This is a genomic window from Chitinilyticum litopenaei DSM 21440 (assembly GCF_000428145.1).
GTDB lineage: Bacteria > Pseudomonadota > Gammaproteobacteria > Burkholderiales > Chitinibacteraceae > Chitinilyticum > Chitinilyticum litopenaei.
This window is the reverse complement of the sequence record NZ_ATZJ01000019.1, coordinates 47,205-73,739: the sequence shown is the minus strand read 5'-3', so window position 1 is coordinate 73,739 and position 26,535 is coordinate 47,205. Positions and strand designations below refer to the sequence as shown.

At 63.6% G+C, this 26,535-nt stretch carries 25 protein-coding genes; 16 read left to right on the top strand and 9 right to left on the bottom strand.

Annotated elements, in window-relative coordinates; genetic code table 11:
- Positions 1-208: transposase (locus C515_RS24925; RefSeq protein ID WP_373277252.1), on the bottom strand; the 208-nt coding region annotated here is incomplete at its 3' end.
- Between the two features lie 129 nt (positions 209-337).
- Positions 338-769 (bottom strand): large conductance mechanosensitive channel protein MscL, encoded by a 432-nt coding sequence (gene mscL / locus C515_RS0109305; protein WP_028455308.1) that lies wholly within the window; start codon positions 767-769, stop codon positions 338-340.
- A gap of 349 nt (positions 770-1,118) precedes the next feature.
- Here mscL and C515_RS0109300 point away from each other — a divergent pair, with 349 nt between their 5' ends.
- On the top strand, positions 1,119-1,619 hold the full coding sequence (locus C515_RS0109300) for a DUF1993 domain-containing protein (protein ID WP_028455307.1): 501 nt from the start codon (positions 1,119-1,121) through the stop codon (positions 1,617-1,619).
- A 94-nt stretch (positions 1,620-1,713) separates the two neighbouring features.
- Here C515_RS0109300 and C515_RS0109295 read toward each other — a convergent pair whose 3' ends face one another.
- The 3 genes from C515_RS0109295 to C515_RS20400 all read right to left on the bottom strand — a co-directional run bounded on the left by C515_RS0109295 (position 1,714) and on the right by C515_RS20400 (position 4,797).
- Positions 1,714-2,397 (bottom strand): ABC transporter ATP-binding protein, encoded by a 684-nt coding sequence (locus tag C515_RS0109295; protein WP_028455306.1) that lies wholly within the window; start codon positions 2,395-2,397, stop codon positions 1,714-1,716.
- Entirely contained in the window at positions 2,390-3,625 is a 1,236-nt protein-coding gene (locus C515_RS0109290) for a lipoprotein-releasing ABC transporter permease subunit (protein WP_028455305.1), read from the bottom strand. Before C515_RS0109290 ends, C515_RS0109295 begins: the two co-directional genes overlap by 8 nt.
- Positions 3,626-3,996: 371 nt before the next feature.
- Positions 3,997-4,797 (bottom strand): ParA family protein, encoded by an 801-nt coding sequence (locus C515_RS20400; RefSeq protein ID WP_051304807.1) that lies wholly within the window; start codon positions 4,795-4,797, stop codon positions 3,997-3,999.
- A gap of 190 nt (positions 4,798-4,987) precedes the next feature.
- On the opposite strand from C515_RS20400, the gene C515_RS0109280 reads away from it, so the two are divergent.
- Together C515_RS0109280 and C515_RS0109275 are read left to right on the top strand one after the other, a co-directional pair.
- Complete coding sequence (locus C515_RS0109280; protein ID WP_028455304.1) at positions 4,988-7,291, top strand: Tex family protein; 2,304 nt, start codon at positions 4,988-4,990, stop codon at positions 7,289-7,291.
- A gap of 94 nt (positions 7,292-7,385) precedes the next feature.
- Complete coding sequence (locus C515_RS0109275) at positions 7,386-7,856, top strand: hypothetical protein (RefSeq protein ID WP_028455303.1); 471 nt, start codon at positions 7,386-7,388, stop codon at positions 7,854-7,856.
- 322 nt (positions 7,857-8,178) lie between these two features.
- Here C515_RS0109275 and mltB read toward each other — a convergent pair whose 3' ends face one another.
- Together mltB and hrcA are read right to left on the bottom strand one after the other, a co-directional pair.
- Complete coding sequence (gene mltB, locus C515_RS20395) at positions 8,179-9,291, bottom strand: lytic murein transglycosylase B (protein WP_081686859.1); 1,113 nt, start codon at positions 9,289-9,291, stop codon at positions 8,179-8,181.
- Complete coding sequence (gene hrcA / locus C515_RS0109265; RefSeq protein ID WP_028455302.1) at positions 9,288-10,307, bottom strand: heat-inducible transcriptional repressor HrcA; 1,020 nt, start codon at positions 10,305-10,307, stop codon at positions 9,288-9,290. Before hrcA ends, mltB begins: the two co-directional genes overlap by 4 nt.
- 62 nt (positions 10,308-10,369) lie before the next feature.
- On the opposite strand from hrcA, the gene C515_RS0109260 reads away from it, so the two are divergent.
- The 4 genes from C515_RS0109260 to tadA all read left to right on the top strand — a co-directional run bounded on the left by C515_RS0109260 (position 10,370) and on the right by tadA (position 13,979).
- Entirely contained in the window at positions 10,370-11,245 is an 876-nt protein-coding gene (locus C515_RS0109260; RefSeq protein ID WP_028455301.1) for an NAD kinase, read from the top strand.
- A 169-nt stretch (positions 11,246-11,414) separates the two neighbouring features.
- Positions 11,415-13,076, top strand: coding sequence for a DNA repair protein RecN (gene recN, locus C515_RS0109255; RefSeq protein WP_028455300.1), 1,662 nt, complete (start codon positions 11,415-11,417; stop codon positions 13,074-13,076).
- Between the two features lie 8 nt (positions 13,077-13,084).
- Positions 13,085-13,528, top strand: coding sequence for a hypothetical protein (locus C515_RS0109250; protein WP_028455299.1), 444 nt, complete (start codon positions 13,085-13,087; stop codon positions 13,526-13,528).
- A complete protein-coding gene (gene tadA, locus C515_RS20390; protein ID WP_043648882.1) occupies positions 13,509-13,979 on the top strand; it encodes a tRNA adenosine(34) deaminase TadA in 471 nt (156 codons plus the stop codon). The genes C515_RS0109250 and tadA overlap by 20 nt, the downstream gene beginning before the upstream one ends.
- Positions 13,980-13,991: 12 nt before the next feature.
- Here tadA and C515_RS20385 read toward each other — a convergent pair whose 3' ends face one another.
- Positions 13,992-14,792 (bottom strand): carbonic anhydrase, encoded by an 801-nt coding sequence (locus C515_RS20385; protein ID WP_051304806.1) that lies wholly within the window; start codon positions 14,790-14,792, stop codon positions 13,992-13,994.
- 100 nt (positions 14,793-14,892) lie between these two features.
- On the opposite strand from C515_RS20385, the gene C515_RS0109235 reads away from it, so the two are divergent.
- The 5 genes from C515_RS0109235 to rfaD are packed head-to-tail and all read left to right on the top strand — an operon-like array spanning position 14,893 to position 19,820.
- On the top strand, positions 14,893-15,402 hold the full coding sequence (locus tag C515_RS0109235) for a PilZ domain-containing protein (RefSeq protein WP_028455298.1): 510 nt from the start codon (positions 14,893-14,895) through the stop codon (positions 15,400-15,402).
- The gene (locus C515_RS0109230; RefSeq protein WP_028455297.1) at positions 15,399-16,079 is read left to right on the top strand and encodes a uracil-DNA glycosylase; all 681 of its coding nucleotides are present in this window, start codon (positions 15,399-15,401) and stop codon (positions 16,077-16,079) included. Before C515_RS0109235 ends, C515_RS0109230 begins: the two co-directional genes overlap by 4 nt.
- Positions 16,080-16,082: 3 nt before the next feature.
- The gene (locus C515_RS0109225) at positions 16,083-16,967 is read left to right on the top strand and encodes an ROK family protein (RefSeq protein WP_028455296.1); all 885 of its coding nucleotides are present in this window, start codon (positions 16,083-16,085) and stop codon (positions 16,965-16,967) included.
- A gap of 53 nt (positions 16,968-17,020) precedes the next feature.
- Positions 17,021-18,793 carry a glycoside hydrolase family 9 protein gene (locus C515_RS0109220; RefSeq protein ID WP_028455295.1) on the top strand — a complete coding sequence of 591 codons (1,773 nt, stop codon included), beginning with the start codon at positions 17,021-17,023 and terminating at the stop codon, positions 18,791-18,793.
- A 25-nt stretch (positions 18,794-18,818) separates the two neighbouring features.
- Positions 18,819-19,820, top strand: a complete 1,002-nt coding sequence (rfaD, locus tag C515_RS0109215) for an ADP-glyceromanno-heptose 6-epimerase (RefSeq protein ID WP_028455294.1) — start codon at positions 18,819-18,821, stop codon at positions 19,818-19,820.
- Positions 19,821-19,939: 119 nt separating this feature from the next.
- Here the strand turns inward: rfaD and C515_RS23530 are convergent, their stop codons facing one another.
- Entirely contained in the window at positions 19,940-20,554 is a 615-nt protein-coding gene (locus C515_RS23530) for a hypothetical protein (RefSeq protein ID WP_144290412.1), read from the bottom strand.
- A 233-nt stretch (positions 20,555-20,787) separates the two neighbouring features.
- On the opposite strand from C515_RS23530, the gene C515_RS22500 reads away from it, so the two are divergent.
- From C515_RS22500 to C515_RS0109195, 4 genes are all read left to right on the top strand, one after another.
- The gene (locus tag C515_RS22500; RefSeq protein WP_051304804.1) at positions 20,788-21,804 is read left to right on the top strand and encodes a VirK/YbjX family protein; all 1,017 of its coding nucleotides are present in this window, start codon (positions 20,788-20,790) and stop codon (positions 21,802-21,804) included.
- Between the two features lie 491 nt (positions 21,805-22,295).
- Positions 22,296-23,576: an ABC transporter substrate-binding protein gene (locus tag C515_RS0109205; protein WP_043648879.1), complete on the top strand. Its 1,281-nt coding sequence runs from the start codon at positions 22,296-22,298 to the stop codon at positions 23,574-23,576.
- A gap of 44 nt (positions 23,577-23,620) precedes the next feature.
- Entirely contained in the window at positions 23,621-24,691 is a 1,071-nt protein-coding gene (locus tag C515_RS0109200; RefSeq protein WP_051304803.1) for a substrate-binding domain-containing protein, read from the top strand.
- Between the two features lie 336 nt (positions 24,692-25,027).
- The gene (locus tag C515_RS0109195) at positions 25,028-26,527 is read left to right on the top strand and encodes a sugar ABC transporter ATP-binding protein (RefSeq protein ID WP_043648876.1); all 1,500 of its coding nucleotides are present in this window, start codon (positions 25,028-25,030) and stop codon (positions 26,525-26,527) included.
- The last annotated feature ends 8 nt before the right edge of the window (positions 26,528-26,535 follow it).

Here is a 26,535-nt window from a genome sequence, read left to right as displayed (position 1 = left end):
CAGGCATAACCGTCGGGGAAAAAGCGGGGTCGCCCCGCTTGGACTCTCGCAGCCATTTATGCACGAGATTGTCATTCAGATCGTGCTGTCGGGCGATGGCCGCGACGGAAATACCCGGTTGTCGGCAAGCGGCCACGACGGCTGCTTTGAATTCTGGACTGTGGGTCCGCCGTTGATGGCGGACTGGGGGGAGTGGGATCAAGGGCATGGTGTCCACGAAGAAAGATCGTGGACACCATCATCCTGATTTTGGGCGGGGTGCTTCAAGGTGGGGCGGCTGGGCGCATACGGTATATTGCTGTAGCCTTTTCAAATGAATGGCTGCATGGCTATACGCTTACTTTTTCAATAGGTCGCGGATTTCGCGCAGCAGTTCAATGTCTTCCGGCGTCGGCGTCGGCGCGGGCTCGGCGGGGGCCGGTGTCTCTTCGCGCTTGAGCTTGTTCATGGCCTTCACTACCAGGAAAATCGCGAAGGCCACGATGATGAAGCTGATCATGGTGTTGATGAAGAGGCCAATGTTCATGGTGACCGCGCCGGCATCCTGCGCCGCCTTCAGCGAGGCGTACGGCCCGGCGACCTTGCCTTCCGCGAGCGTGATGAAGAGATTGGCGAAATCCACCTTGCCGATGATGAAGCCCAGTGGCGGCATGATCACGTCCTTGACCAGCGAATCGACAATCTTGCCAAACGCCGCGCCAATCACCACGCCGACGGCCAGGTCGATCACATTGCCGCGCATTGCGAATTCACGAAATTCCTTGAACATGAAATACTCCTTGGATAAATGAAGGGGTGCTGACCCGGTCAGCTTCTGATTAGGTAGTCAGCTCAGCAACTCATGATGCCGGCGAAAGCCGACATCCAGAGCACCACTCGAACAGGCATTGCAGCTTGATTCCCGCTTTCGCGAGAATGACGAATTGTTCTTTGCTGAGGTAGCTAGAAAATGCATGAGAACAAAAGGCCCTGAGTTTACAGACAGTGATTTGCGCCGGGCTTTGTCCGGTGCTTGATGTCGGCCGGAAACCCGACTTTTCAATACCCTGCCGATGCAGCGAAGTACACCGCAATTGTCAGTTTCTGACAAGTAGCGAACACCGACTGGAGATACGCCCATGCTTGACCATCACGCCATCCTGTTGCCGACCGCAACGCGCATGCTCGCCAATCTTGCCGCCATTCTCGCCAAGGGCGACAGCTGGGCGCAGCAGCGCGGCATTGATCCTGCCGTGTTGCTGGCCAGCCGGCTCGCGCCGGACATGTATCCGCTGGTGAAGCAGGTGCAGATCGTCTCGGACACCTGCAAGGGCGCTGCCGCGCGGCTGACGGGGCAGAGCGCTCCGGCCTTCGCCGATGTGGAGCAGAGTTTTGCCGAGCTGCAGCAGCGCTTGCAGCGCACGCAGGACTATCTGGCGGGATTTGCCGCCGCCGATTTTGCCGACGCCGGGGCGCGGCAGATCGTGCTGCCCTGGTTGCCGGAGCAGCCACTGACCGGCGATGCCTTCCTGCTGCACTTTGCCTTGCCCAACCTCTACTTCCACACCAGCACAGCCTACGCCATCCTGCGCCATAACGGCGTACCACTGGGCAAGCCGGATTATCTGGGGGCTCTGTAGCGCCTGCAGGGTATTGCCCCGCAGCCAAATGCATGATTGGGCTGCGGGCGGATACTTGCTGGGGTAGGTGAAAGGGGCGCGCTGCGCCCCTTGCTTATTCGAGGTGACCGTGGGTCAGCCGCAGCGTGCGGTCGCAGCGGGCGGCCAGTTCGGTATCGTGCGTGACGATCACGATGCCGCTGCCCAGTTCGCGGGCCAGCTCCAGCAAGAGCTGGAACACGCCCTCGGCCGTATCGCGGTCCAGATTGCCGGTCGGTTCGTCGGCCAGCACACAGGCCGGGCGAGTTACCAGTGCGCGGGCAATCGCGGCGCGCTGGCGCTCGCCGCCGGAGAGTTCGCCGGGCTTGTGGTGGCTGCGCGCGGCGAGTCCCACCTTGGCCAGCATGGCTTCGGCCTGTGCCAGCGCCTCCTTGCGCGGCAGGCGGCGGATGATCAGCGGCATGGCGACATTTTCGGCGGCCGTGAATTCCGGCAGCAGATGGTGGAACTGGTAGACAAAGCCCAGATGCCGGTTGCGCAGCTCGCCGCGCCGGCGACTGTCCAGCGCAAACGGGTCCTGCTCCAGCAGGCGCACGCTGCCGCTGTCGGGCTGATCCAGTGCGCCCAGGCAATGCAGCAGCGTGGATTTACCCGAGCCCGACGCGCCGACGATGGCGACGACTTCGCCGGCCACCAGGCGGAACTCGACCGCTTGCAGCACCGGGGTTTCCAGCTTGCCGCTGCGGTAGGTGCGACCCAGCGCGCGTGCTTCGAGAATGGTTTGCCGGGTGTCATTCATAGCGCAGGGCCTCCGCCGGGTTGATGCGCGCGGCGCGCCAGCTTGGATAGAGCGTCATCACAAAGGCCAGCAGCAGGGCAATCACCGCGATGGTGCTCACATCACTGACCAGCACTTTCGAGGGCAGCTCGGTAATCAGGTAGACGTCGGGCGAGAGGATGCGCGCGCCGATCACGCGCTCGATCAGCGGCACGATGGTGCCGAGGTTGACCGCGACCAGCACGCCGGACAGCACGCCACAGGCGGTGCCGATCAGGCCGGAGATCGCGCCCTGGATCATGAAGATGCGCATGATGCTGCCGGGCGAAGCGCCCAGCGTGCGCAGGATGGCGATGTCGGCCTGCTTGTCGGTCACCAGCATCACCAGCGTGGAGACCAGATTGAAGGCGGCCACCGCGACGATCAGCGTCAGGATGATGAACATCATGCGCTTTTCGATTTCCACGGCGCGGAAGTAGGTCGGGTTTTCATGCGTCCAGTCATTCACGAACAGATTGGGCAGCTCGGCATTGATGCGGGGCGCCACACTGCGCGCCAGCATGATGTCGCTGAGCTTGACGTGCACGCCGCTGACGGTATCGCCCATGCGGAAGAGCCGCTGCGCATCGGTGAGGTGCAGCAGCGCCAGCCCGGCGTCATAGGGGTAGTAATCGGCGCGGAAGACGCCCACCACCTTGAATTGCTTCAGGCGCGGAATCATGCCGGCCGGCGTCACCTGGCCCTGCGGCGTGATCAGCGTGACCTTGTCGCCCAGCGTCACGCCCAGCTCGCGCGCCATGTCCCAGCCCAGCACGATGCCGAATTCGCCGGCCTTCAGGTCGGCAAGCTGGCCGGCGACCATTTTCTGCGGAATCTCGCTGACCAGGCCTTCGCGTTCCGGCTCGACACCGCGCACCAGCGTGCCCTTGACCAGATCACCGCTGGTCAGCAGGCCCTGGCCCAGCACGAAGGGGGCGCTGCCCTTGACCTCGGCAAACTGCAGTGCGGTGGAGCTGGCCTGCTGCCAGTCGTGCAGTTGGCCGTCCGGCGCGGCGATGGTGATGTGCGCCGTCATGCCCAGGATGCGGTTGCGTACCTCTTCCTGAAAACCGTTCATGACCGAGAGCACGATGATCAGCGCGGCCACCCCCAGCGCTATGCCAAGGATGGACACCAGCGAGATGAAGGAGATGAAGCCAGTGCGGCGTTTGGCCCGCGTATAGCGCAGGCCCAGCAGGAGTTCAAACATGGGGAGCCAGAGAAAAAGGCGAGCGCGCAGTTTACCATCGGCCGGCAGGAAAACCGCGCTGATTGCTGCAATGCGGCAGGAAAAATCGCATCCGGCAGGGGGACGAAAACCGCAATCGCGCGGCGGCTGCGCGGACTTGCCCCGGCCAGGAGGGGCTTTGCCGGCCGCTTGGCGCCGTTTCAGTGCCGCGCGAATGGTGTTGCTGGCGAACTTGCCCGCGCAGTGTGACTGGCGGGTGCAGGATTGCTGATGGGTATGGGCTCGCAGCCAAATCTGGTGCTGGGCTGTGGCGCTATGGGTATGCTGGTATCAATCTGCCACCTCACACCTCACACCTCACACCTCACACCTCACACCTCGTCACGCAGTCCTCACAGCCCGAGCACCGATTGCTCGCGGCTGGATGGTGTGGCGTGCATCAGTCCCTGTTCGATCAGCTCGTCAAGCAGGAAGGCAAAGTCGGTGCCGCCCACGCCATTGGGCGTCGACGTGAAGACGTCGGTGCCCGCACCGATGGCCTCGATGATGTCGACGTTTTCATGAATGCGCGTGCTGAGCACCTCGCCGGGGTAGTGGCGGTTGAGCTGCTGCCAGATCTTCTGCGAAGTCGGAGTGTTGGGCTGGTAGCGGTTGAGCAGGTAGCGCCGCGGCAGGCGCGGCTGGAATTTTTCCAGCCCGGCCAGCGTATTGTCGAGCAGGTGCGCGCCATTGAGCGCCAGATACTCGGCGGCAACGGGGATGAGCACCAGATCGGCGGCGAGCAGCGCGGAAAATGCCAGCACCCCCAGCATGGGGCTGCAGTCGATGAGAATGGGCAGGTCGCTGCCGGCGAGCATTTCGGCTTCCAGCGCCAGCTTCAGCCGCCAGAGGTTGTCACGATGACGGCTAACCTGCGCGTCGATGCGCGCCAGTTCGATGTGCGAGGGAATGAAGTGCACATGCTTGTCGAGCGGCCTGGCCACGTCGAGCAGCTGGCAGGTGCCCTGGTAGAAGCGATAGATCGATTCGTTGACCTTGGTCTGCGGACGCCACACCGAGGTCAGGTGCGCCTGCGGATCGAGGTCAATGACGATGGTTTCCACGCCATTGCGTGCCAGCGCGGCCGCCAGATGGGCCGTCACGGTGGTTTTGCCCACCCCGCCTTTCTGGTTGAAAACGGCAATCACGCTCATCAGCCGGCTCCGGTCATCGCGAAACCGCCACCTTAGAGCAAAGCGGCGTACAGGGCCAGCGTGGCGTTTGCTGCGCTGCGGGATACGCATCACCGGATGACGAACGGCCACAGCGCATGCGGCGAAGGTTTGTCCGCGACCGCAGCTTGCTTATAATCCGCGGTCTTTCGTACCCGATTGGACCTGCTGCATGCTGCCCTCGATTTCCCAGCGACTCGCCAGCGAACTGGCCTGCCGTGAAGCCCAGATCAATGCCGCCGTGGCGCTGCTCGACGAAGGCGCGACCGTGCCCTTCATCGCCCGCTACCGCAAGGAAGTGACGGGCGGGCTGGATGACACGCAACTGCGCAATCTGGCCGAGCGCCTCGTCTATCTGCGCGAGCTGGAAGACCGCCGCGCGACGATTCTGGCCAGCGTGGCCGAGCAGGGCAAGCTGACCCCGGCGCTGGAATTCGACCTCAAGAGCGCCGACAACAAGCAGCGTCTCGAAGACCTGTACCTGCCCTACAAGCAGAAACGCCGCACCAAGGCCCAGATCGCCCGTGAAGCGGGCCTGCAGCCGCTGGCCGAACTGCTGCTGGCCGAGCCGGAACGCGATCCGCAGGCCGAGGCCGCCGCCTTCATCACGGCTGACGTGGCCGATGAAAAGGCGGCGCTGGACGGCGCGCGCGCCATCCTGATCGAAACCTTTTCCGAAAACGCCGCGCTGCTGGAGAAGTTGCGCAATACGCTGCGCGAACGCGCCGAGCTGGTCAGTCGCGTGGTCGAGGGCAAGGAAGGCGAGGGCGCCAAGTTTGCCGACTATTTCGAGCACCACGAGCCGCTGGCGCGCGTGCCCTCGCACCGCATGCTGGCCATGCTGCGCGGGCGCAACGAGGGCGTGCTGAGCCTGGCGCTGCTGCTGCCGCAAGAGCTGGAAGCGCCGCTGCCGGTCAGCCCCTGCGAAATCATGATTGCCGAGGCCGTCGGCGTGAAAAACGCCGGACGGGCCGCGGACAAGTGGCTGTCGGACACCGTGCGCCTGTGCTGGCGCGCCAAATTGTCGGTGAGCCTGGAAACCGAGCTGCTGGGCGAGTTGCGCGATGCGGCCGAGGCCGAAGCGATTCGCGTGTTCGGCGCCAATCTCAAAGACCTGCTGCTGGCCGCACCCGCCGGCCCGCGCGCGACGCTGGGGCTCGATCCGGGCCTGCGCACCGGCGTGAAGGTGGCCGTGGTGGATGCCACCGGCAAACTGGTGGATACCGCCACCATCTACCCGCACGAGCCCCGCCGCGAATGGGACAAGTCGCTGGCGGTGCTGGCCGCGCTGGTCATCAAGCACAAGGTCGAGCTCGTCGCCATCGGCAACGGCACGGCCAGCCGCGAAACCGACCAGCTTGCCGCCGAACTCGTCAAGGCGGCGGGCGGCAAGCTGCAGAAGATTGTTGTGTCGGAAGCCGGCGCCTCGGTGTATTCGGCGTCCGAGCTGGCGGCGAAGGAGTTCCCCGATCTGGATGTGTCATTGCGCGGTGCGGTGTCGATTGCCCGCCGCCTGCAGGACCCGCTGGCCGAGCTGGTCAAGATTGACCCGAAATCGATCGGCGTCGGCCAGTACCAGCATGACGTGAACCAGACGCAGCTGGCGAAGAGCCTGGACGCTACCGTCGAGGATTGCGTGAACGCGGTCGGCGTCGATGTAAATACCGCTTCCGTTGCCCTTCTGACCAGGGTATCGGGCCTTAACCCAACACTGGCAAGCAATATCGTCGCGTACCGTGACGAGTATGGCGCGTTTTCTGAGCGTTCGACCCTGAAGAAGGTGCCGCGCCTGGGCGACAAGACCTTCGAGCTGGCCGCAGGCTTTTTGCGCATCATGAACGGCAAGAACCCGCTCGATGCCTCGGCCGTGCACCCGGAAGCCTACCCGGTGGTCGAAAAAATCCTCGCGAAAGTCCAGAAGGACGCCCGCGCGCTGATCGGCGACAGCGGCACGCTCAAGAGCCTGAATCCGGCCGAGTTCACCGACGAGCGCTTCGGCCTGCCCACCGTGAAGGACATTCTCGCCGAGCTCGACAAACCCGGCCGCGATCCGCGCCCCGAGTTCAAGACCGCGACGTTTACCGAAGGCGTGAACGACATCAAGGATCTGCAGCCGGGCATGGTGCTCGAAGGGGTGGTGACCAATGTGGCCAACTTCGGCGCCTTTGTCGACATCGGCGTGCACCAGGACGGCCTTGTCCATGTGTCGGTGCTGTCGAACAAGTTCGTCAAGGACCCGCGCGAGGTGGTGAAAGCCGGGCAGGTGGTGAAGGTCAAGGTGGTCGAGGTCGACGTACCCAGAAAGCGCATTGCGCTGACCATGCGCATGGGCGATGAAATCCAGCCCGCCCGCGAAGCTGGCAAGCCGGGCGCATCGCGCAACGAGGTGCGTCGCCAGCAGGGCAGCCAGCAGCGCGAGCCGCAGGGCCAGGGCGCGATGGCGGCGGCACTGGCCGGCCTGAAACTGCGCAAATAGCTCTCCCGATGGCGCGCGCTGTTCTATGCTTGCTTCAGTTCCTGCGCCACGCCGGCCACCGGCCCGTGGCGCAGGCCCACCCGACAGCCCGCTCATGAACCTCCTCTTTCGCTACCACATTGTCCGCACCCGCAATGGCGTCATTGAAACGACGCTGCTTGGCGCCGATCCCGAGTCGGTGCTGGCGGAGTACATGCAGCGCAACGAATTGCCGGCCTCTGCCCGCAACTTTCTGGCGGTACGCCGTGCCGGACGGCAGATCGAATTCGAACGGCACGGCTTTCAGTTCCGCCTGCTGATCGACTGCAGCAGCGACGGTTCGCACGCCAGCGAAGAAACCATCAGCCGCATCGCGCTGGACCGCTTCAAGCGCCTGACCCACGATGCCTCCGTGACCGAGCAGGTCCACCAGGGCCTGCAGATTTATCACCCGGCAGTGGAGTTTTGTTCCGAGGCCGGCAAGGTACTGGACATGCTGCGCGATCTGCTGGCGCATTACCAGCGTCAGGGCGTGTGGACGCTGGAACTGAGCGCACTGGTGAACGAAGAGCAGCCCCTGTTCTGATTGTCAGCCGCTTGCTGCAGCGACGCGCGGCCCCTGCATGGCGAGGGTCCTTCGCGCTTCCTGATTAGCAAGACTTCTCAGCAAAACCCAAATCAACCACAGAGACACAGAGAAAAACCGGAGCACGTCTAGGCAATTCTCAGGGTTTTGCTTCCTCTGTGCCCTCTGTGTCTCTGTGGTTCAATAGGTTTTGTGGTTTGCTGAGAAGGGTTTCTAATCAGGTCGCGCTTTGACTTTTCTGGTTAATTTGATAGGTATTGCCCGGCAGCCAATGTGCTGAAAAGGCCACAGGGCAATACATTGGCGGGTAGCGGCGAGCCGCTTACCAAAGCGGTGCGGCCTTGCCCTTGGCCGGCGCCGGCTTGCTTGCCGAGCCTTTTCTGGCGGGCGCTGTGGCCTTGCCCTTCAGATCGGCGCCATTCTGGTAGGCGGTCTTGATCTCCTGCGCCAGCTCCAGTACCGCCATCGCGTACAGCGTGCTCTTGTTGTAGCGGGTGATGACGTAGAAATTGTTGTAGCCCAGGTAATGGCTGGTTTCGCCCGGTGCTGTTTCCAGCGCGAAATACACGGCCTTCTGGCGCGTGTCCTGCTCGGTCAGCGGCTGCACGCCTTTGTCCATCAGCTCGGCAACCGTGTATTTCAGGTTGAATTTTTCGGCGAGCAGCGGCTCGGCATCGCCGGCGAAATTGACCGGTGCGACGGCCTGGCGGCCCTGCTGCCAGCCGTATTCCTTCAGGTAGTTGGCGGCGCTGGCCAGCGCGTCGCCGGCATTGTTCCAGATGTCATGATGACCATCCTTGTCCCAGTCCTGCGCGTAATTGCGAAAGGACGAGGGCATGAATTGCGGCCAGCCCATCGCGCCGGCGTAGCTGCCCTTGAAGGACAGCGGATCCCAACCCTCGGCGCGCGCCAGCTGCAGGAATTCGGTCAGCTCGCGGCGGAAGTATTCCGAGCGGCGCGGGTAGTCGAACGCGACGGTGCTGAGCACGTCGAGCACGCGGAAGCTGCCCTGGTTCTTGCCGTAGCCGGTTTCGACATTGAGGATGGCGAGCACGACTTCCGGCTCGACCTGGTAGTGCTTGCTGATTTTCTCGACCAGCGGCGCGTTCGCGCGCCAGAAGCGCGCGCCGCTGAGCGCGCGGCCACTGGTGACGAAGTTCGGGCGGAACTCGTACCAGGGCTTGGAGGTGGAGGGCCGGTCGAAGTAATTGAGGATGTTGGGTTTCGGGCTTACCTGCAGGAACAGCTCGTCGAGCGCCGCGCGATCAAAACCGTACTGGCGGCTGATGTCGTCCAGATAGGCGCGCACATCGTCACGCTGGATCAGCGCCTCGTCGGCGTGGGCCGCCGGGGCCAGGAAGGCGCCGGCCAGTGTGGCGCCAAGCGCCACGGCGGGCAGCAGTTTGGAGGGGCGAAAACGGAAGGAAAAGGTCATGAGTCGCTGCTTTGTTGGGAAAGGGCGCTCGACAGCAGTCGGGCGGTGATGTCGACAATCGGAATGACGCGGTCATACGCCATGCGGGTGGGGCCGATGACGCCCAGCGTGCCCACCACATTGCCGTTGACGTGATAGGGGGCGGTAATCACCGAACATTCATCCAGCGGCGCCAGCCCCGATTCGCCGCCGATGTAAATCTGGATCCCGTCAGCCTTGCAGCCATGATCCAGCAATTGCAGCAGCGCGGTCTTCTGCTCGAAGAGTTCCAGCAGCTGGCGCACGCGGCCGACGTTGGCAGAGAGTTCGCTCACGCCCAGAAGTTGCAGCTCGCCGGAAATCAGCACCGCCTCGCCTTCGTTGGCGCTGCTCTGGCTGACTTCCACCGCCGCATTCATCAGCGCGACGATGTCGCCCTTGAGACGCACCAGCTCGTGGCGCACGAAGCTCACCAGCTCCGACAGCGTGCGCCCGGCACTGTGCTGGGTCAGGAAGTTGCCGGCTTCGATCAGCTCGGCCGGATTGAAGCTGCGCTCGGTATGCAGGATGCGGTTTTGCACGCTGCCGTCGCTGGTCACCAGGATCAGCAGCACGCGCTTGTCCGAAAGCGGCAGGAATTCGACATGGCGCAGCGTCAGCTCCTGGCGGCGCGGCGTCATCACCACGCCGGCGAACTGCGTGAGTTGCGACAAGAGCTGCGAAGCTGCCGCAATGCTGTGCTGCGGCGTATCGGTCGGCAAGGCCAGGCCGGCGGCGGTGGCAGGCGCGAGCGGGCGGCTTGCCAGCAGCGTATCGACGAAGAAACGGTAGCCGCGCGGCGTGGGGATGCGGCCGGCCGAGGTATGCGGGCTGGCGATAAAGCCGTGCTCCTCGAGATCCGCCATGATGTTGCGGATGGTGGCGGGACTGACGTCAAGCCCGGAATGCTGGCACAGCGTCTTGGAGCCGACGGGCTGGCCTTCCGAGACATAGCGCTCGATCAGCGTTCGCAGCAGGATTTGGGCACGTTCGTTCATGGCGCTGGATTTTAACCGGTCTTGTGTGTTTAATTGCGGGCAATTACTGGCGATTACAAGACATGGACAGTCTGTATAAAACAATTGCGCTCGTAGGCCGGCTGGCCACCCCCGCGCTGGGTGAACCCCTGCGACTGCTGGCGGCCCTGCTGCAGCGGCGCGGGCTGACCGTGTTGCTGGAAGCCCAGATTGCCGCCGAGCATGGCATTACCCAGCTGCCGCTGGTGGCGCGCGAGGAAATCGGCGTGCGCGCAGACGCGGTCATTGTCATGGGCGGCGACGGCACCATGCTCTCGGTCGCCCGCCTGGTGGCGCCGCACGGCAAGCCGCTGATCGGCATCAACCAGGGCCGGCTCGGTTTCATGACCGACATCCCCCTGCACGACATGGAGGCCGTGGTGCCGCGCATCCTGGCCGGCGACCATACGCCCGAACAGCGCATCCTGCTGGAGACCAGCGTGATCCGGGCTGGCGAGGAGGTGCATCGCTCGCTGGCCTTCAATGACGTGGTGTTCAGCCGCGGCTCGATGGGGGCAATGATCGAGTTTGAAATCTTCATCGACCAGCAGTTCGTGTGCAGCCAGCGCGCCGATGGCCTGATCGTCTCGACGCCGACCGGCTCGACCGCCTACGCGCTGTCCTCCGGCGGCCCCATTCTGCAGCCTACGGTGCCGGCCATTTCGCTGGTGCCCATCTGCCCGCAATCGCTGTCCAACCGGCCCATCGTCGTGAGTGATACGGCGGAAGTCGCCTTTCTGCTCACGCGCGGCCAGGATGCGCGCGTGTATTTCGACAACCAGAGCGACTGCGAAATCCGCGAGATGGACCGCATCATCATCCGCCGCTATCCGCAGCTGCTGACCATCCTGCATCCGCTGGGATACAACTACTACGACATGCTCCGCGCCAAGCTGCGCTGGGGCGAAAAGCTGCTGTGATTGACTGTTTTCAACGCAGAGGCGCCGCGGCGCAGAGAAAAGCCTGATCAGGTTTGGCTGCCACCAAGCGTGCCCTCGCTCTGGGCGGCTGGCAGCTCGCTGAACAATTAACACGGCATTTCTCTGCATCTCTGTGTCTCTGCGTTGGGTTTTCCGGAGTTGCAAGCCCATGCTGCAATCGCTACACCTGCGTGATTTCGTCATCGTCCGCGAGCTGGAACTGAATTTCAGCAAGGGGCTTACCGTGCTGACCGGCGAGACCGGCGCGGGCAAATCCATCCTCATCGACGCGCTGGGCCTCTTGCTGGGCGAGCGCGCCGAGGCTGGCATGGTGCGCCAGGGTGCCGAGCGGGCCGAGCTCAATGGCGAGTGGGCGTGCAATGCCATTCCCGGCGTCAACGACTGGTTGGCCAGTGAATCGCTGCAGGGCGATGAAGGGCGGCTGTTGCTGCGCCGGGTGATCGACGCCGCGGGAAAAAGCCGCGCGTGGATCAACGGCACGCCGGCGACGCTGGCGCAGCTCAAAGCGCTGGGCGAGCTGCTGGTCGACATCCACGGCCAGCACGCGCACCAGTCGCTGTTGCGCGGCGATGCGCAGCGCGCGCTGCTTGACGATTTCGCGCAGGCCACGCCACTGGCGCGCGAGGTGCGCGCGAGCTGGCAGCACTGGCAGGCGCTGGCGAACGAATTGCAGGAGGCCGAGCGCAACCAGAGCGCCTATCTGGCCGAATGCGAGCGCCTGCAGTGGCAGATCGACGAACTGGCGGCGCTGGGCCTTGCCGACGGCGAGTGGCCCGAGCTGCAGGCCGAACACAAGCGCCTGCACCATGCCGCCAGCCTGATCGAGGGTGTGCAGTCTGGCCTGAATGTGCTGGCCGACGGCGACGAGAACTGCCAGAGCTGGCTGGCCAGCGTGCAGCACCAGCTGGCGGGCCTTGCCGATTACGATGCCGGCATCAATGAAACCCTGTCGCTGCTGGAGGGCGCGGAAGCGCAGCTGGCCGATGCCGTGCATGCGCTGCGCCATTACGCCGACCGGCTGGAGCTTGATCCCTCGCGGCTGGCCGAAGTCGAGGCACGGCTCGACGCGGTGTTCCGCATGGCGCGCAAGTTTCGCCTGCCGCCGGAAGAATTGCCGCAACAATTGCAGGACTGGCAGGCGCGGCTGGCCGAGCTGGGCGGCAGCGCCGGTCTGGAAGGCCTGCAGGCGCGGGTTCTTGATGCCGAGGCCGCATTCAGAACGCTCGCGGGCCAACTGAGTGCGCGCCGCGCCGCCGCGGCCGCCGAGCTGGAGGCTGCAGTCAACGAGCAGCTGCCCGAGCTGGCGCTGGGTTCGTCGCGCTTTGCCATCACGCTGTTGCCGCTGGAAACGCCGGCGGCCTTCGGCCTCGAGCAGGTCGAGCTGCAGGTGGCCAATCACCCGAGCGCACCGCTGCGTGCGCTCGCCAAGGTGGCTTCCGGTGGCGAGCTGTCGCGCATCTCGCTGGCGCTGCAGGTGGTGACCAGCAAGGTTGCCGCCGTTCCCACGCTGATTTTCGACGAGGTGGATGTCGGCATTGGCGGCAAGGTTGCCGAAATCGTCGGCCGGCGTCTGCGCGAGCTGGCCGCCAGCCGCCAGGTGCTGTGCATCACCCACCTGCCGCAGGTGGCGGCGTGTGGGCATCAGCATCTGCAGGTAAGCAAGACCAGCGACGAGGCGGGTGTGGTCAGCGCCATCACCGCGCTGGATCAGTCCGCGCGCATCGCCGAAATCGCCCGCATGCTGGGCGGCGTCACCATCACCGAAACCACGCGCCAGCATGCCGAAGAAATGCTGGGTATTGCCAGCTAACCCCTTTTATGAAAAGGCTGCAGACATATACCCTTGTTGTTCTGCTGGTGCTTCTGCTTGGCTGTCAGCCGGTTGAGCCGGTGGTGCGCGTGCAGAATCAAACCGGCCAGACGGTGAAGCTGCGCTGGCAGGAGAGGCTGGTCAGCTATGTCGCTACCTTGCCGCCCGGCGTCGCGGTGCGGATCGACAATGCCGGGTATGCGCTTGACGGGCTGGAAGTGTACAGAAACGACAAGCGCATTCGCCTTGAGACCCTGGCTTGGGCGCGAGACTGTGAGGGGCCGGGTCGAGGGTTTTGGGATCACCTGATCAAAGGGCCTGGACCCAGCATGGTTGATGCAACGCTGCATCACGACAACGTGATTCGTTGCCTGAGCCGGGAGAATGGCGCGGCCATGCTTTTGGCATGGCCGGAATTACTCGGTCCGCGCTATGAATACCAGCCAGATTAATGCCGACCAGGCTTTCATGGCCATGGCGCTCGCCGCTGCAGCGGAAGCAGCACACGCCGGCGAAGTGCCGGTCGGCGCCGTCCTGGTGAAGGATGGCGAAGTGCTGGCGGTGGCGCACAACCAGCCGATCGGCCTGCATGACCCAAGCGCGCACGCCGAAATGCTCGCGCTGCGGGCTGCAGCGGCGGCGCTGGGCAATTACCGGCTCGACGGCTGCACGCTGTATGTGACGCTGGAGCCTTGCCCGATGTGCGCCGGCGCGATACTGCATAGCCGCATTGGCCGTGTTGTGTATGGCGCGCGCGACGCGAAAACCGGCGCCGCCGGCAGCGTCGTCAACCTGTTTGCCAACCGCCTGCTGAATCACCACACGCATGTCGAGGGCGGCTGCTGCGCGGCAGCGGCGGCTGAACAGCTGTCGGGCTTCTTTGCCGGGCGGCGCAAGGGCTGAGCTGATCCGCGCTTACTGCGAATCAAGAATCGCCCGCTCGAACAGCGGCTGCAAGGGGCGGGCATTCATGCTGAAGTGCTTGCGGAACAGCGCCAGCTGGGCCTTCGAGATGCTCACCGGAGTTTTCAGGATCAGCCAGCGCACGCCTTCGCTGCAGGGCGGCGTGGTCAGCGAGCCCATCAGCGTCCAGTAGCTGCGATCCCGCGGCAGCAGGCTGGATGGGTTGTAGCTCTGGTCCTCAAAGCTCATCGCCACCGGATGGCTTTCCGGCAGCCTGGCCCACAGCTGCCGGATCAGTGGATGCGTTTGCGTGCCCTGCGTCAGGAAAACCGCCACCACCGCCAGTTGCCCGGCTTCGTTCTTGTGCACCAGGTGCGCCACCATCGGATAGCGCTTGCCGCCGACGGCTTCTTCGCTGGGCGTGTGGAAGTGAAACTGCAGCAGCTGATAGCGATCGCCGCCAATCTGCAGCCAGCTGCCCGGATCGACATTGTGCTGGATGGTGTGGCCGTTGTTCAGCACGTGCAGCTTGCTGGTCTGGTAGTCGAACTGCAGGGGATCGAGCGCCAGCGCGTAGGCGGTGCGGATGTCGATGGGTGATTGCTGGCGACCGCTGGCACACAGGCGGTTGGCTTCGTCCAGCTGCGCCCAGTTTTCCGGGCTGCCTGCGCCGGCATAAGACCAGTGCACGGGCCCTTCATGGGCGGCGGCCTTGGCGTGGGTGCCGGTCTTTTTGGCCGGCGCATGGCCGGTGGAGCTGGCCAGGGCCGGAGTGGCCAGCAGGCAGACGAGGGCAAGGGCGAGTGCGCGCATGGCATTTCCGCAAGGCATGAATACGTCGAGCTTAGTGTTGTGCGGGAAAAAGACAAGCGCTTGCCGGTATAATCGCGCTTTTTGTGGCAGCGACCGACTCATGAGCGCACATTCCGCCGACAGCGGCATCCTGTGGCAGGGCGAACTGGCCCTGGACTGGCGCGCCAGCGCGCAACAGCCGCGCGGCAGCCGCGAGGTGTGCGCCTATCTGCGCGTGCTGCACGACAGTGAACAGCAGGCGGATGCCGAGGCGGGCGATGCGTTGCTGCATGCCAAGCTTGATCTGGCGCTGGCCTGGCTGGCGCGCCAGCAGGGCGGCAGCCTGCCGCCGCCGGTGCCGGCGGGTCTGGGCCTCAATGCGGTGCGCTGGCAATCCGCCACGCCGCTGCCGGTGGGCGAACGCGCCGTGCTGGCGATCAATCTTTCGGCGGATTTGCCCTGCGAGCTGGAGTTCGCCGCCACGCTGCGACAATGCGAAGCCGCCGCCACCGGCTGGCAACTGACGGCCGAGCTGGCGTTTGCCGACGAAGCGCAGGAAGAAGCCTTCAGCCGCCTGGTCTTTGCCCGTCACCGCCGCCGGGTGCATCAGCTGCGCGGAGAGCCGTCATGAGCGTCATGCCCGCGCTGCCCGCATCCTGGCAGCCGCTGCTGGCTGCCCATGCCGCCAGCCCGCACTGGCAACGGCTGGGCGACTTTCTCGCTCAGGAGCTGGCCGCCGGCAAAACCATCCATCCGGCGCGCGAGCACTGGTTTGCCGCGCTGGAGGCCGTGGCCCCGCAGGATGTGCGCGTGGTCATTCTCGGGCAGGACCCGTATCACGGCGCCGGCGAGGCGCACGGCCTGAGCTTTTCGGTGCCGCATGGCGTGAAAACGCCGCCATCACTCAGGAATATCTGGCAGGAAATCGCCCGCGATCTGGGTCACACGCCGCCGCCGCACGGCAATCTGGCCGGCTGGGCGAGCCAGGGCGTGCTGCTGCTCAACAGCGTGCTGACGGTCGAGGCCGACCGCGCCGGCTCGCACGCCAAACAGGGCTGGGAGGCATTCACCGATTGTTTGATCGAACAACTGGCCGCCGCGCGCAGCAATCTGGTATTCATGCTCTGGGGCGCGTATGCGGCCAGAAAAGCGGCGCGCATCGACGCCAGCCGCCATCTGCTGCTGCATTCCGCACATCCGTCGCCGCTGTCGGCGTATCGCGGCTTTCTGGGTAACGGCCATTTTTCCGCCGCCAATGCCTATCTGGCGGCGCAAGGCCTGGCAACGATCAACTGGGAACGGGTTTAATCGATGAGAACATTGCTCGCGCTGGACATCGGGGGCACCCAGCTCAAATACGGGCTGGTGCAGGAAGACGGCAAGGTGCTGGAGGCTCACGTGGCCGACACGCATGGCCAGCAGGGCGCCGCTGCCGTGCTGCCGCGCATTGACGCGCTGCTGGCCGGCATGCTGGCGCAGCATCGCGTGATCGGCATCGCCGTTTCGACACTGGGGCTGGTCGATCCGGTCGGCGGGCGCATTCTGGGCGCCGCCGGCGCGATTCCGGGTTTTGCCGGCGTAGCGCTGGGCGAGCGGCTGGCCGAGCGTTTCGGATTGCCGGTCAGCGTGGAAAACGACGTCAACTGCGTGGCGCTGGCCGAAGGCTGGCTGGGCGCGGCGGCCGGCATCCGCAATTTCATCGCCGTGGCCATCGGTACCGGCATTGGCGGCGGCATCGTCATCAATGGCCAGCTGTATCAGGGGCACAAGGCTGCCGCCGGCGAATGGGGCTATATGCATGTAAACGGCCTTGCACGCGGCGAATGCTGGGAAGACCACGCCTCGATGCGCGGTCTGGTCGAACTGGTTGCCGCGCAAACCGGGCAGCGGCTCGACGGGCGCGCCATCTTTGCCGCACTCGACGCCGGCGATGCCGTGATGGCCGGGCTGGTGGCGCAATGGCTCGACATCCTGGCGGCCGGTATCGCCAACCTGATTTACGTGCTGAATCCCGAGCGCGTGGTGATCGGCGGCGGCATCGCCGGCCGCGCCGCCTTCCTTGGCGAACTCAACGCCGCGCTGGCCGAGCGCCTGCTGCCGGATTTCCGCAACATGAGCAAAGTCACGCTCGCCAGCGCCGGTAATCATGCGGGGATGATCGGCGCCACGCGCAACTGGCTGCTGGCCCACGCCTGAGCCCGCCAGCGCCAACCCGTCACCAAGCACAACATCCAAGGTTCACTTTTGTCATGAAAATCCTGCTGAATCATCTGGGCTATGCGCCCGCCAGCCGCAAGGTCGCGGTGATCGAAGCGCCGGCCGCGCTGGCCGCCAGTGGCTTTACCGTGTACGACAACGCCAGCCGCAGCGCCGTGTTCAGCGGCCAGCTCAAGGCCAGCGGCCCGGTGGCGAACTGGAAAGAGCAGCCCAGGGGGCAGGGCTGGCATTTCTGGACTGCCGATTTTTCCGCGCTGGCGCAGGAGGGCGAGTATTTCCTCGTGCTCGACGGCGTAACGCCGCCCATGGTATCCGGCACCTTCAGCATCACGCCGCGCGTGTTTGCCGAGCTGATGATTTCCGACATCGTCCACTACCTGAAGGGCCAGCGCTGCAGCGGCATTTTCGATCTGGCCGACCGCAGCCGCCCGCTGTGGGGCAGCGACGAGCGTTGCGATGTGCATGGCGGCTGGTATGACGCCTCGGGCGATGTCTCCAAATACCTGTCGCACCTGTCCTTCTCGCAGTACATGAACCCGCAGCAGACGCCGCAGGTGGTGTGGAACCTCATCGACGGCCTGGCACGCATGCCGGCCCGGCCGGACTGGGTGGTCGAGCGCATGGACGACCCGGATGGCCCGGACAGCGACAAGACCATCGCCTTCTTCAACAAGTGGTTCTACGAGCGCATCACCGATGAAGCGCTGCACGGCGCGGATTTCCTGCTGCGCATGCAGTCGCCGCAGGGCTATTTCTACATGACGGTGTTCGACCAGTGGAGCAAGGACGAAAACCGCCGCGACATCTGCGAATACAAGACCCAGAAGGGCGAGAAATTCGCCACCTACCACGCGGCCTACCGTCAGGGCGGCGGCGTGGCGATTGCCGCACTGGCGCGCGCCAGCACACTGGCCCGCGACGGCGAGGGCTTTGGCCGCCAGCAGTACCTGGAGGGCGCAAAAAAAGGCTTTGCCGATCTGGAAGCGAACAATGTGCGCTATCTGGAAGACGGCCGCGAAAACATGATCGACGACTACTGCGCGCTGCTGGCCGCCACCGAGCTGCTGGCCGTGACGGGTGAGGGCGTGTACGCCGATGCCGCCGCCCGCCGTGTCGACAGCCTCTTGCAGCGCCAGCAGGATGCCGGCTGGTTCCGCATGGACGACACGGGCGAGCGCAGCTACTACCACGCCGCCGAAGCCGGCCTGCCGTATCTGGCGCTGCTGCGCTATCTGGAAGTCGCGCCCGCTTCGCCGCTGGCCGGACGCATCCGTGCCGCCCTGGAGAAGGCCTATCGCTTCGAAATCGCGATCACCAATGAAGTGAACAACCCCTTCGGCTACCCGCGTCATTTCGTCAAGAATGCCAAGCAGCCCGGCAATACGCAGTTTTTCATTCCGCACGACAATGAAACCGGCTACTGGTGGCAGGGCGAGAACGCGCGGCTGGGCTCGATCGTCGCCGCGGCCGAAGTCGCCCGGCGCCTGTTTGCCGATGACGCGGAATTTGCCGCGCGCATCCGCGAATATGGCGACAATGCGCTGAACTGGCTGCTGGGCGCCAATCCCTTCGACGCCTGCATGCTGCAGGGTTGGGGCCGCAACAATCCGCGCTACGAGCCAGGCTTTTTCAATGCGCCGGGTGGCGTGTGCAACGGCATCACCAGCGGCCTGGACGACGAGGACAGCATCGACTTCCGCAAATCCGAAGTGGCGACCATGGCCAACAGCTGGCGCTGGACCGAACAATGGATACCGCACGGCGCCTGGCTATACCTGGCACTGTGTTGCCGCGTAAGCCAATAAGACAAAAGCACCTAGGAAGATACCCATGGCAATCATCGTAACCGGCGCCGCCGGATTCATTGGCTCCAACGTCGTGAAGGCGCTCAACGAGCGTGGCGAGCGCGACATCATCGCGGTCGACAACCTCACGCGCGGCGACAAGTTCCGCAATCTGGTCGATCTCGACATCCTGCACTACATGGACAAGCACGACTTCATCGAAGCACTGGCCGGTGGTGACTTTGATGATTCGGTTACCGCCATCCTGCACCAGGGCGCTTGCTCCGACACCATGGAGCACAACGGCAAGTACATGATGGACAACAACTATCAGTACACGCTGACCTTGTTCGACTGGGCGCAGGAACAGGAAGCGCAGTTCATTTATGCATCGAGCGCCGCCACCTACGGCAACGGCCGCCAGGGCTTCATCGAAACGCCCGACTGCGAAAAACCGCTGAACGTCTACGGCTACTCAAAATTGCTGTTCGACCAGATCGTGCGCCGCCGCATGGAAGACGAGCGCATCACCGCGCAGGTCGCGGGTTTCCGCTACTTCAACGTCTACGGCCCGCGCGAACAGCACAAGGAGCGCATGGCGTCCGTCGCCTTCCACCACTTCAACCAGTACCGCGCCACCGGCAAGGTAAAGCTGTTCGGTGAATACAACGGCTACCCGGCCGGTGGCCACACCCGCGACTTCATCTCGGTGGATGACGTAGTGAAGGTGAACCTGTGGTTCCTCGACAACCCGGAAGTCTGCGGCATCTACAACGTGGGAACGGGCAAGGCGCAACCGTTCAACGACATCGCCGTCGCTGCGGTCAACACCTGCCGCGCTCATGAGGGGAAGCCCGCACTGAGTCTGGCCGAGCTGGTTGCCGAGGGCATTCTGGAATACACCGAGTTCCCCGATGCGCTGAAGGGCAAATACCAGTGCTTTACCGAAGCCGACCTGACGCTGCTGCGCGAAGCTGGCTACGACGCGCCATTCCTGACCGTGGAAGAGGGCGTGGCGCGCTATGTGAAGCAATTGCTGCGCGGGTGATTGCTGCTTCTTTCAAAAAGAAAACGGCGCCGAATGGCGCTGTTTTTCATTTCGTCAATCCGCATGATTGATGCAGCGTTTGGCACTCTTTTTGACTGAATTGCACGGCAGGGGGCTAGCTACACGCTGTTGGCAGGGTTGAGGTTCTCTAGAAATTCTAATAGTTGAGTAGAAAGTTCACCTCTAGAAATGATTACGTCATCCGCAACTATCCATCCGAGACCGTGAGCGGCATTTAACGCTGGATAAGCAAAGCCCTTGTCGGTGTTATGCTTTCTAGGAGGCTCAAGCTTGGCGAGTGGAATGCGGACACGTTCAAAGCTGCGCTTCACTTTGGTGCTTTGTTGGTATTGGCCTGAAGCATGTAGACCTAATTCTCGGAACCGTTGATCAATTGTGCGGATAACCTCATATGCCCCAAGAACCCAAAGATATGCCATTGTCATGGAGTCGTTTAGTTCGTTCCATTCCTCGGTCGTAGCATTATTTCGTTCGCGAATTTCCCGGTACCTATGATCTTTCTCGTAAAGTGACGCATCTATCTTGCCTAGCTGCTGGAGTGTGGTAGCTAAAAATGGCTCGATTTGAATCAATGCGAAGCTAGCTCGTTTCCATCGGTTGTATCTAGTGTGATCCATTGCAACACCTTCTATGAAAAAAACTCCTGTGCCGGTACATATTGATGGCGTTTGTATAAATGCTCGGATGGCAAAGTGCTTCTGATCGATCTCCATTTACTGGACGTTGCAGGTTTTAGGAAATGTAGAACTTACCCAGACTGGCGCTCCAGTTGCGGTCAGCGCATGGCGGGTGCATTATCCCCTGACTTGACCCCCATTCACATCTTTTCACACTTCCTCACCGTTTTGCCATGCCTGTGCGGCGCGTGCCGACGAGAATCTTCGCGGTGGCGGGGGGCCTTTTACTCCTGCCATTCAATGATTCGCCGGCAGGCAGGGGATGGCTTATGGAATGGGACTGGGAAGCGGGCGGGCCGGATGGGGTCGGGCAGTGGTTCGATGATGTGCGCTGGGCTTGCCGCATGCGCTTTGCAAATGGCGATGTGCGCCTGCACCGCAAGCTGCGCCTGGTGTTCAGGTCGCTGCTGCAACCGCGCAGCAGTGCGCGCTGGTTTGCCTTTCTGCGCCATTCGCCGCTTTCCGCCGTGCTCGGGCGTGAGCCGGAATTCATCGAGCGGGTGCACCGGCCGTTCTTTGACTGCCGCTTGCCGGCGGATGCCGTGTGCGATGTGCTGATCGGGCATTTCCGGCATTTCCATTCCCGTTTCTGCGCCGGGCAGGCCGCCGCCATCATGCGCGGCGAGGGGGTCGAGCTGGCGCGTCTGTCCGGCAAATCCGGCGAGTCATGCCGTTTACTGCTCAACCGCTTTGGCAAATTCGACAAGGAGGGCGGGCTGTGCCTGCAGCTCGTGACAGCGGACACCTGGCTGCAGGCGCTGAGTTTCAGCCTGGTGACGCGCAATGGGCAGACCGGGCTGCTGATCGGCGGCATGCAGGGAAAGAAGGACGGACGCGAGCGAATCAGGGAAGTGACACGCGAGCTGCATGGCCTTCAGCCGCGCCTGCTGCTGCTGGATGCGCTGCGCGATGTGGCGCGGGTTTGCGGCTGTGCCTTCATCGACGCCATTGCCAGTGAAAACCATGTGTACGCCTCGCCGCGCTATCGCCACCGCAAGGACGTCCGGCTGGATTACGAGGAAGTCTGGCTGGCCGCGGGCGGCATCAGGCAGGCGAGTGGCCACTTCAGCATTCCGCTCGCCAGGGAATGCGTGCCCATCGCAGAGCGCCCGGCGCGCAAGCGCGCCGAATACCGGCGACGCGGCGAAGTGCTCGATGCCATGCAGCGGGAAATACAGGCCAGCCTGCGGCAGGTGCTGATTGCAGACGGCGTGGCCAGCAGCGTCGCCGAGCCTGACAGCGTTCGTTCCACGGGGATGCTTGCGGCCATTACGCTTGCCGCCTGATCGCGCAAGCCCTTGGCAGGGGCATTACCCGCGACTGCGGGAATAAGCAGCGCCTCTTGAAGTAGCGCCTCTTGGTGGGTCGGATAAGCGGTCGTGCCATCCGGCCCGGCACTAGTGCCGGAAGGCACTACGCTTCTCTGGTCTGTTACTCAGATGCCGGGTATCGCTCTCTAGCCATTTTATGCAAATGGGTTCCTGCATATACCCCGTTGCCTTGCTCGCCGCCATGCCAATCCAGTCCACGCTGCAGCTCTCCTGCGCTGCATTTTTCCACCCAGGTTTATGGGTGTTTTGTAAGTGGTAAATCCGCAACGCATGCCGAAGTCATGTTGACCTTGCCGATGTAGTGGCCTAGCCTCTCGCTACGAAACACCTACCAAACACTTATTTTTGGGTGTTTCTCCAGCTTGATGAAAGTTGCTTAGGTGGCAGGCAAGGGTGGTCTCAGCGCCTTGCCGGCCTTCATGCCCTCGCCCAAGGAGACTTCTTCCATGCGTCACCCCGCCATGCTGCTCGGCAGCGGCCTGCTTGCCAGCCTGATGTTTGCCATTCCCGTCCATGCCAAGGAAAAGATCGAGTTCTGGACGTTCAATACCTCGCAGTACGCACCGTTCTTCAATGGCGTGATCGAGCGCTTCAACAAGGCCAATCCGGATTACGAGGCGGTGTGGAGCGACATGAACTGGGACCAGATCCAGCCCAAGCTGATCACCGCGCTGGCCTCGGGCAAGCCGCCGGCGCTGGTGAACTTCAACGTGCCGTGGACGCACGAATTCGCCAACAAGGATCTGCTTACGCCGCTCGACCCGCTGGTCGGCGACAAGAAGCAGGTCTACCTGCCCGGCGCCGTGCAGGATCTGAGCGTGAAGGGCAAGCTTTACGGCTTCCCGTATTACAACGCCGTGGCGGTGATTGCCTACAACAAGGAAATCTTCGCCAAGGCCGGCGTGAAAACCTCGCTGGCGAGCTTTGACGACTTCATCGCCGCCGCGCGCGTGATCCAGAAAAAGACCGGCGCCGCAGCCTTCTCGCCCAAGCTGGCGACCAAGAGCGGCGACGGCGGCATGATTCCCTGGTTCATGTACATGGGCCTGCCGGTGTTCGAAAACGGCAAGGCGGCGTTCACCAGCCCGCAGCACGTCAAGGCCGTCGAGCTGTTCGCCGATCTGTACAAGACCGGTGTCATCCCGCGCGATGCCTTCCGCATGGAATACGAGCAGGAAATTGCCGGCTATGGCTCGGGCAAGATCGCGATGATGACCACCGCGCCCACCGCGCTGAAAAAGCTCTCGACCGACAACAAGGCCGTGTACGACCGCACCGGCGTGATGGCCTTCCCGCTGGCCGGCGGCAAGATGGCGCTGGGCGGCTGGCTGATGTCCTTCGTGATGCCCAAGGGCCAGCAGCATCCGGACGCCGCGGCGAAGCTGGGCCTGCTGCTGACCGACGACCAGAGCCAGCTGGCCTTTGCGCGCAGCACCGGCTCGACCTTCCCCTCGTCGCGCAAGGCGAACGATGATGCCTTTTTCCGCGAGGGCGCCGGCAGCGGCGACCCGGTCGGCGAAGCGCGCGCGCTGGCGGCCAAGTCGATGGCCTACGCCCGCACGCCCATCCTGCCGGCCAATCTGCTGCCGGATGAGGCCACGATGCGCAAGGAATTCAACGACGAAATGCAGATGGCCATCGAAGGACGCAAGCCGGCGAAAGCAGCGCTGGAAGCCGCTGCCGCCAAGTGGAATGCCCGCCTGAACAAGGTGGCGAAGGCCGACTAACCCTCGAAGGCGGCGGGGTTTGCCCCGCCGCCAGGAGCAATGCCATGTTCTCTACTCTGAAGAAATGCTGTCTGCCGGCGCTGTTCATGCTCGCCAGCGGTGCGGCGCTGGCCGCCACCGTCGGCCCCAACGGCGAGAAGCCGACCTCCTACACCCAGGTTTCACTTACGCCAGCCGAGGTGGCCGCGATCCAGGGCAAGGGCTACAAGGCCGCCATCCTCATGCATACCACGTCGGATTTCTCCTCCGCGCTCAGCCAGGGTGCGCAGGAGGTCTTTCGCGAGCTGGGCATCAAGGTCGTCGCCGTGACGGATGCCGAAATGGATGCCAAGAAGCAGCGCACCGATCTGGAAACCGTGCTGGCGCTCAAGCCCGACCTGATCATCTCGCTGGTGATTGATCCGGTTTCCGGCGCGGCGGCATTCCGCGAGGCGAAAAACCGCGGCGTGAAGATGGTGTTCATCAGCAATGCGCCGCAGGGCTTTGTGCACGGCAAGGATTACGCCGGCATCGTCACCGATGACCTCTACGGCATGGGCAAGGCCGCGGCCGAGCTGATGGCCGACAGCATAGGCAAGAAAGGCGATGTGGCGCTGATCCATCACTCGGCGAACTACTACGTGACCAACCAGCGCGACGCGGCGGTGAAAACCGAGCTGGGCAAGTTCCCCGGCATCCGCATCGTCGCCGACAAGGGCATTGCCAACCCCAACGACGGCGAGGTGATCGCCTCGGCCATCCTCACGCAAAACCCGACGGTGAAGGCCATCTACGCGCCGTGGGATTCGATCGCCGAAGGCGTGACCGCCGCCGTGCGCGCCTCGGGCCGCAAGGACGTGAAGGTGGTGACGATGGACCTGGGCGCGGCCAATGCGCTGGACATGGCGCGCGGCGGCAATGTCGCCGGCATCGTGTCTGATCTGCCCTACGACATGGGCAAGACGCTGGCGCGCATGGGGGGCCTGTCGCTGTTGAACAAGCCGACGCCGCCTTTTGTGACGGTGGACGCCATCAAGGTGACGCCGGCCAATCTGGGGGCGCAGTGGCAGCGCGCGCTGGCGCGACCGGCGCCGGCGGCGGTCAACAAGGCGCTGGCGGCCAAGGCGGGGAAGTAAGGCAGGCGTGCAGACTGGCAAGAGTGCCAGCCTGGGGCTGATAACCCGCATTGAGCTGTTTTTGCTTGCAGGAGCGGGCTTGCTCGCGACCAGCGACGCTTCGCGAGCAAGCTCGCTGCTGCAGATACATTATGTCTCTGCTTCAGAATCGTCATACCCGCGTACGCGGGAATCCAGATGAGGGTGTGAAATCAAGCTTTGCTCTGGATGCCCGCCTTCGCGGGCATGACGAAAAAAGGCTTTCTGAAAGAGAGACATAATCAGGTGCAAATTATGGGTATTGCCCTGCAGCCATTTATCTGAAAAGGCTGTGAGACAATACCCTGGAGAATTGCAATGGAAAATGTGCAAGACTACGCACTGCAGGCGCGCGGCATCGTCAAGCAGTTCGATGGCAATGCCGTGCTCAAGGGTGTGGATTTCACGCTGCGCAAGGGTGAAATCCATGCGCTGGTCGGGCAGAACGGCGCGGGAAAATCCACGCTGATGAAGATTCTCAATGGCGTGCATGCCTGCGACGCCGGCGAGCTGCGCGTGGATGGCCAGCCCTGCGTGTCGGGCTCGCCGCAGGCGGCGCGCGCGGCCGGCATCGCCATGGTTTACCAGGAATTGAGTCTGGTACCGACGATGAGCGTGGCCGACAACATCTTTCTGCACAACTGGCTGAGCACCGGACGCGGCCTGCTGGCAACGACGGCGATGCGCCGCACGGCCCGGGCCCTGCTGGCACGCATCGGCGTGGCCAGCGAAATCGACCCCGACGCGCTGGTGGAAACACTGAGCATGGGCCAGCGCCAGCTGGTCGAAATCGCCAAGGCGCTGGCGACGCGCGCGCGCGTGCTGATTCTGGACGAGCCGACCGCTTCGCTGTCGGACCAGGAAATCAGCCAGCTGTTTGCCGCGATCCGCACACTGCAGGCCGATGGCGTGGCGATTGTCTACATCACGCACTACCTGCGCGACATCTTCCGCATCTGCGACACGGTCAGCGTGCTGCGCGACGGGCGCTGCGTGCGCCGCGTGCCCGTCAGCGACACCTCGGTCGAGCAGCTGGTCGGCGACATGCTGGGGCAGGATGGCTCGACACCACCGGCCTGGAGCCGGCCCGCGCCGCCGGCCGGGCAAGCCCTGCTGGAAGTGCGCGAACTGCGCACGGCCAGTGTCAGCGAGGTGTCGTTTCGCGTGTTTCCGGGCCAGATTGTCGGCCTGGCAGGCCTGCTGGGCAGCGGGCGCACCGAAATCCTGCATGCACTGTTTGGCCTTGACCGCAAGCTGGGCGGGGAAATCCTCATCGATGGCGTGGCGGTGGACATCCGCAATCCGGCGCAGGCGATTGCCCACGGCATCAATCTGGTGCCCGAAGACCGCCGCAGCCAGGGGCTGGTGCTGGATTTCAGCGTACAGGACAACCTGCTGCTGAGCTGGCTGCGCGAGCTGGCCGAGCCGGTATTGCTCAATGAGCGGCGTGCCGGAGACATTGCCCGCGAGCTGGTGACGCGGCTGCAGGTCAAGACGGCCGGCGTCGGCCAGCCGGTGCGTCTGCTCTCGGGCGGCAACCAGCAGAAGGTGGTGATCGGCAAGTGCCTGCAAACGGCCGCGCGCATCCTGCTGCTGGATGATCCCACCTTTGGCATCGACCTGGCCGCCAAGCGCGAGATCATGCGCATCGTCAACGAGTATGTGCAGCAGGGCAATGCCGTGGTATTCGTGTCCAGCGAATACAGCGAAATCTGCGCCTTCTGCGACGAGACTTACATCGTGAGAAAAGGCCGCATTGCTGGCAAACTGGCCAGCAGCGAACAAACCGAAGAGCGGCTGCTGGCCGCCGTACAGTGAGGAGAAGG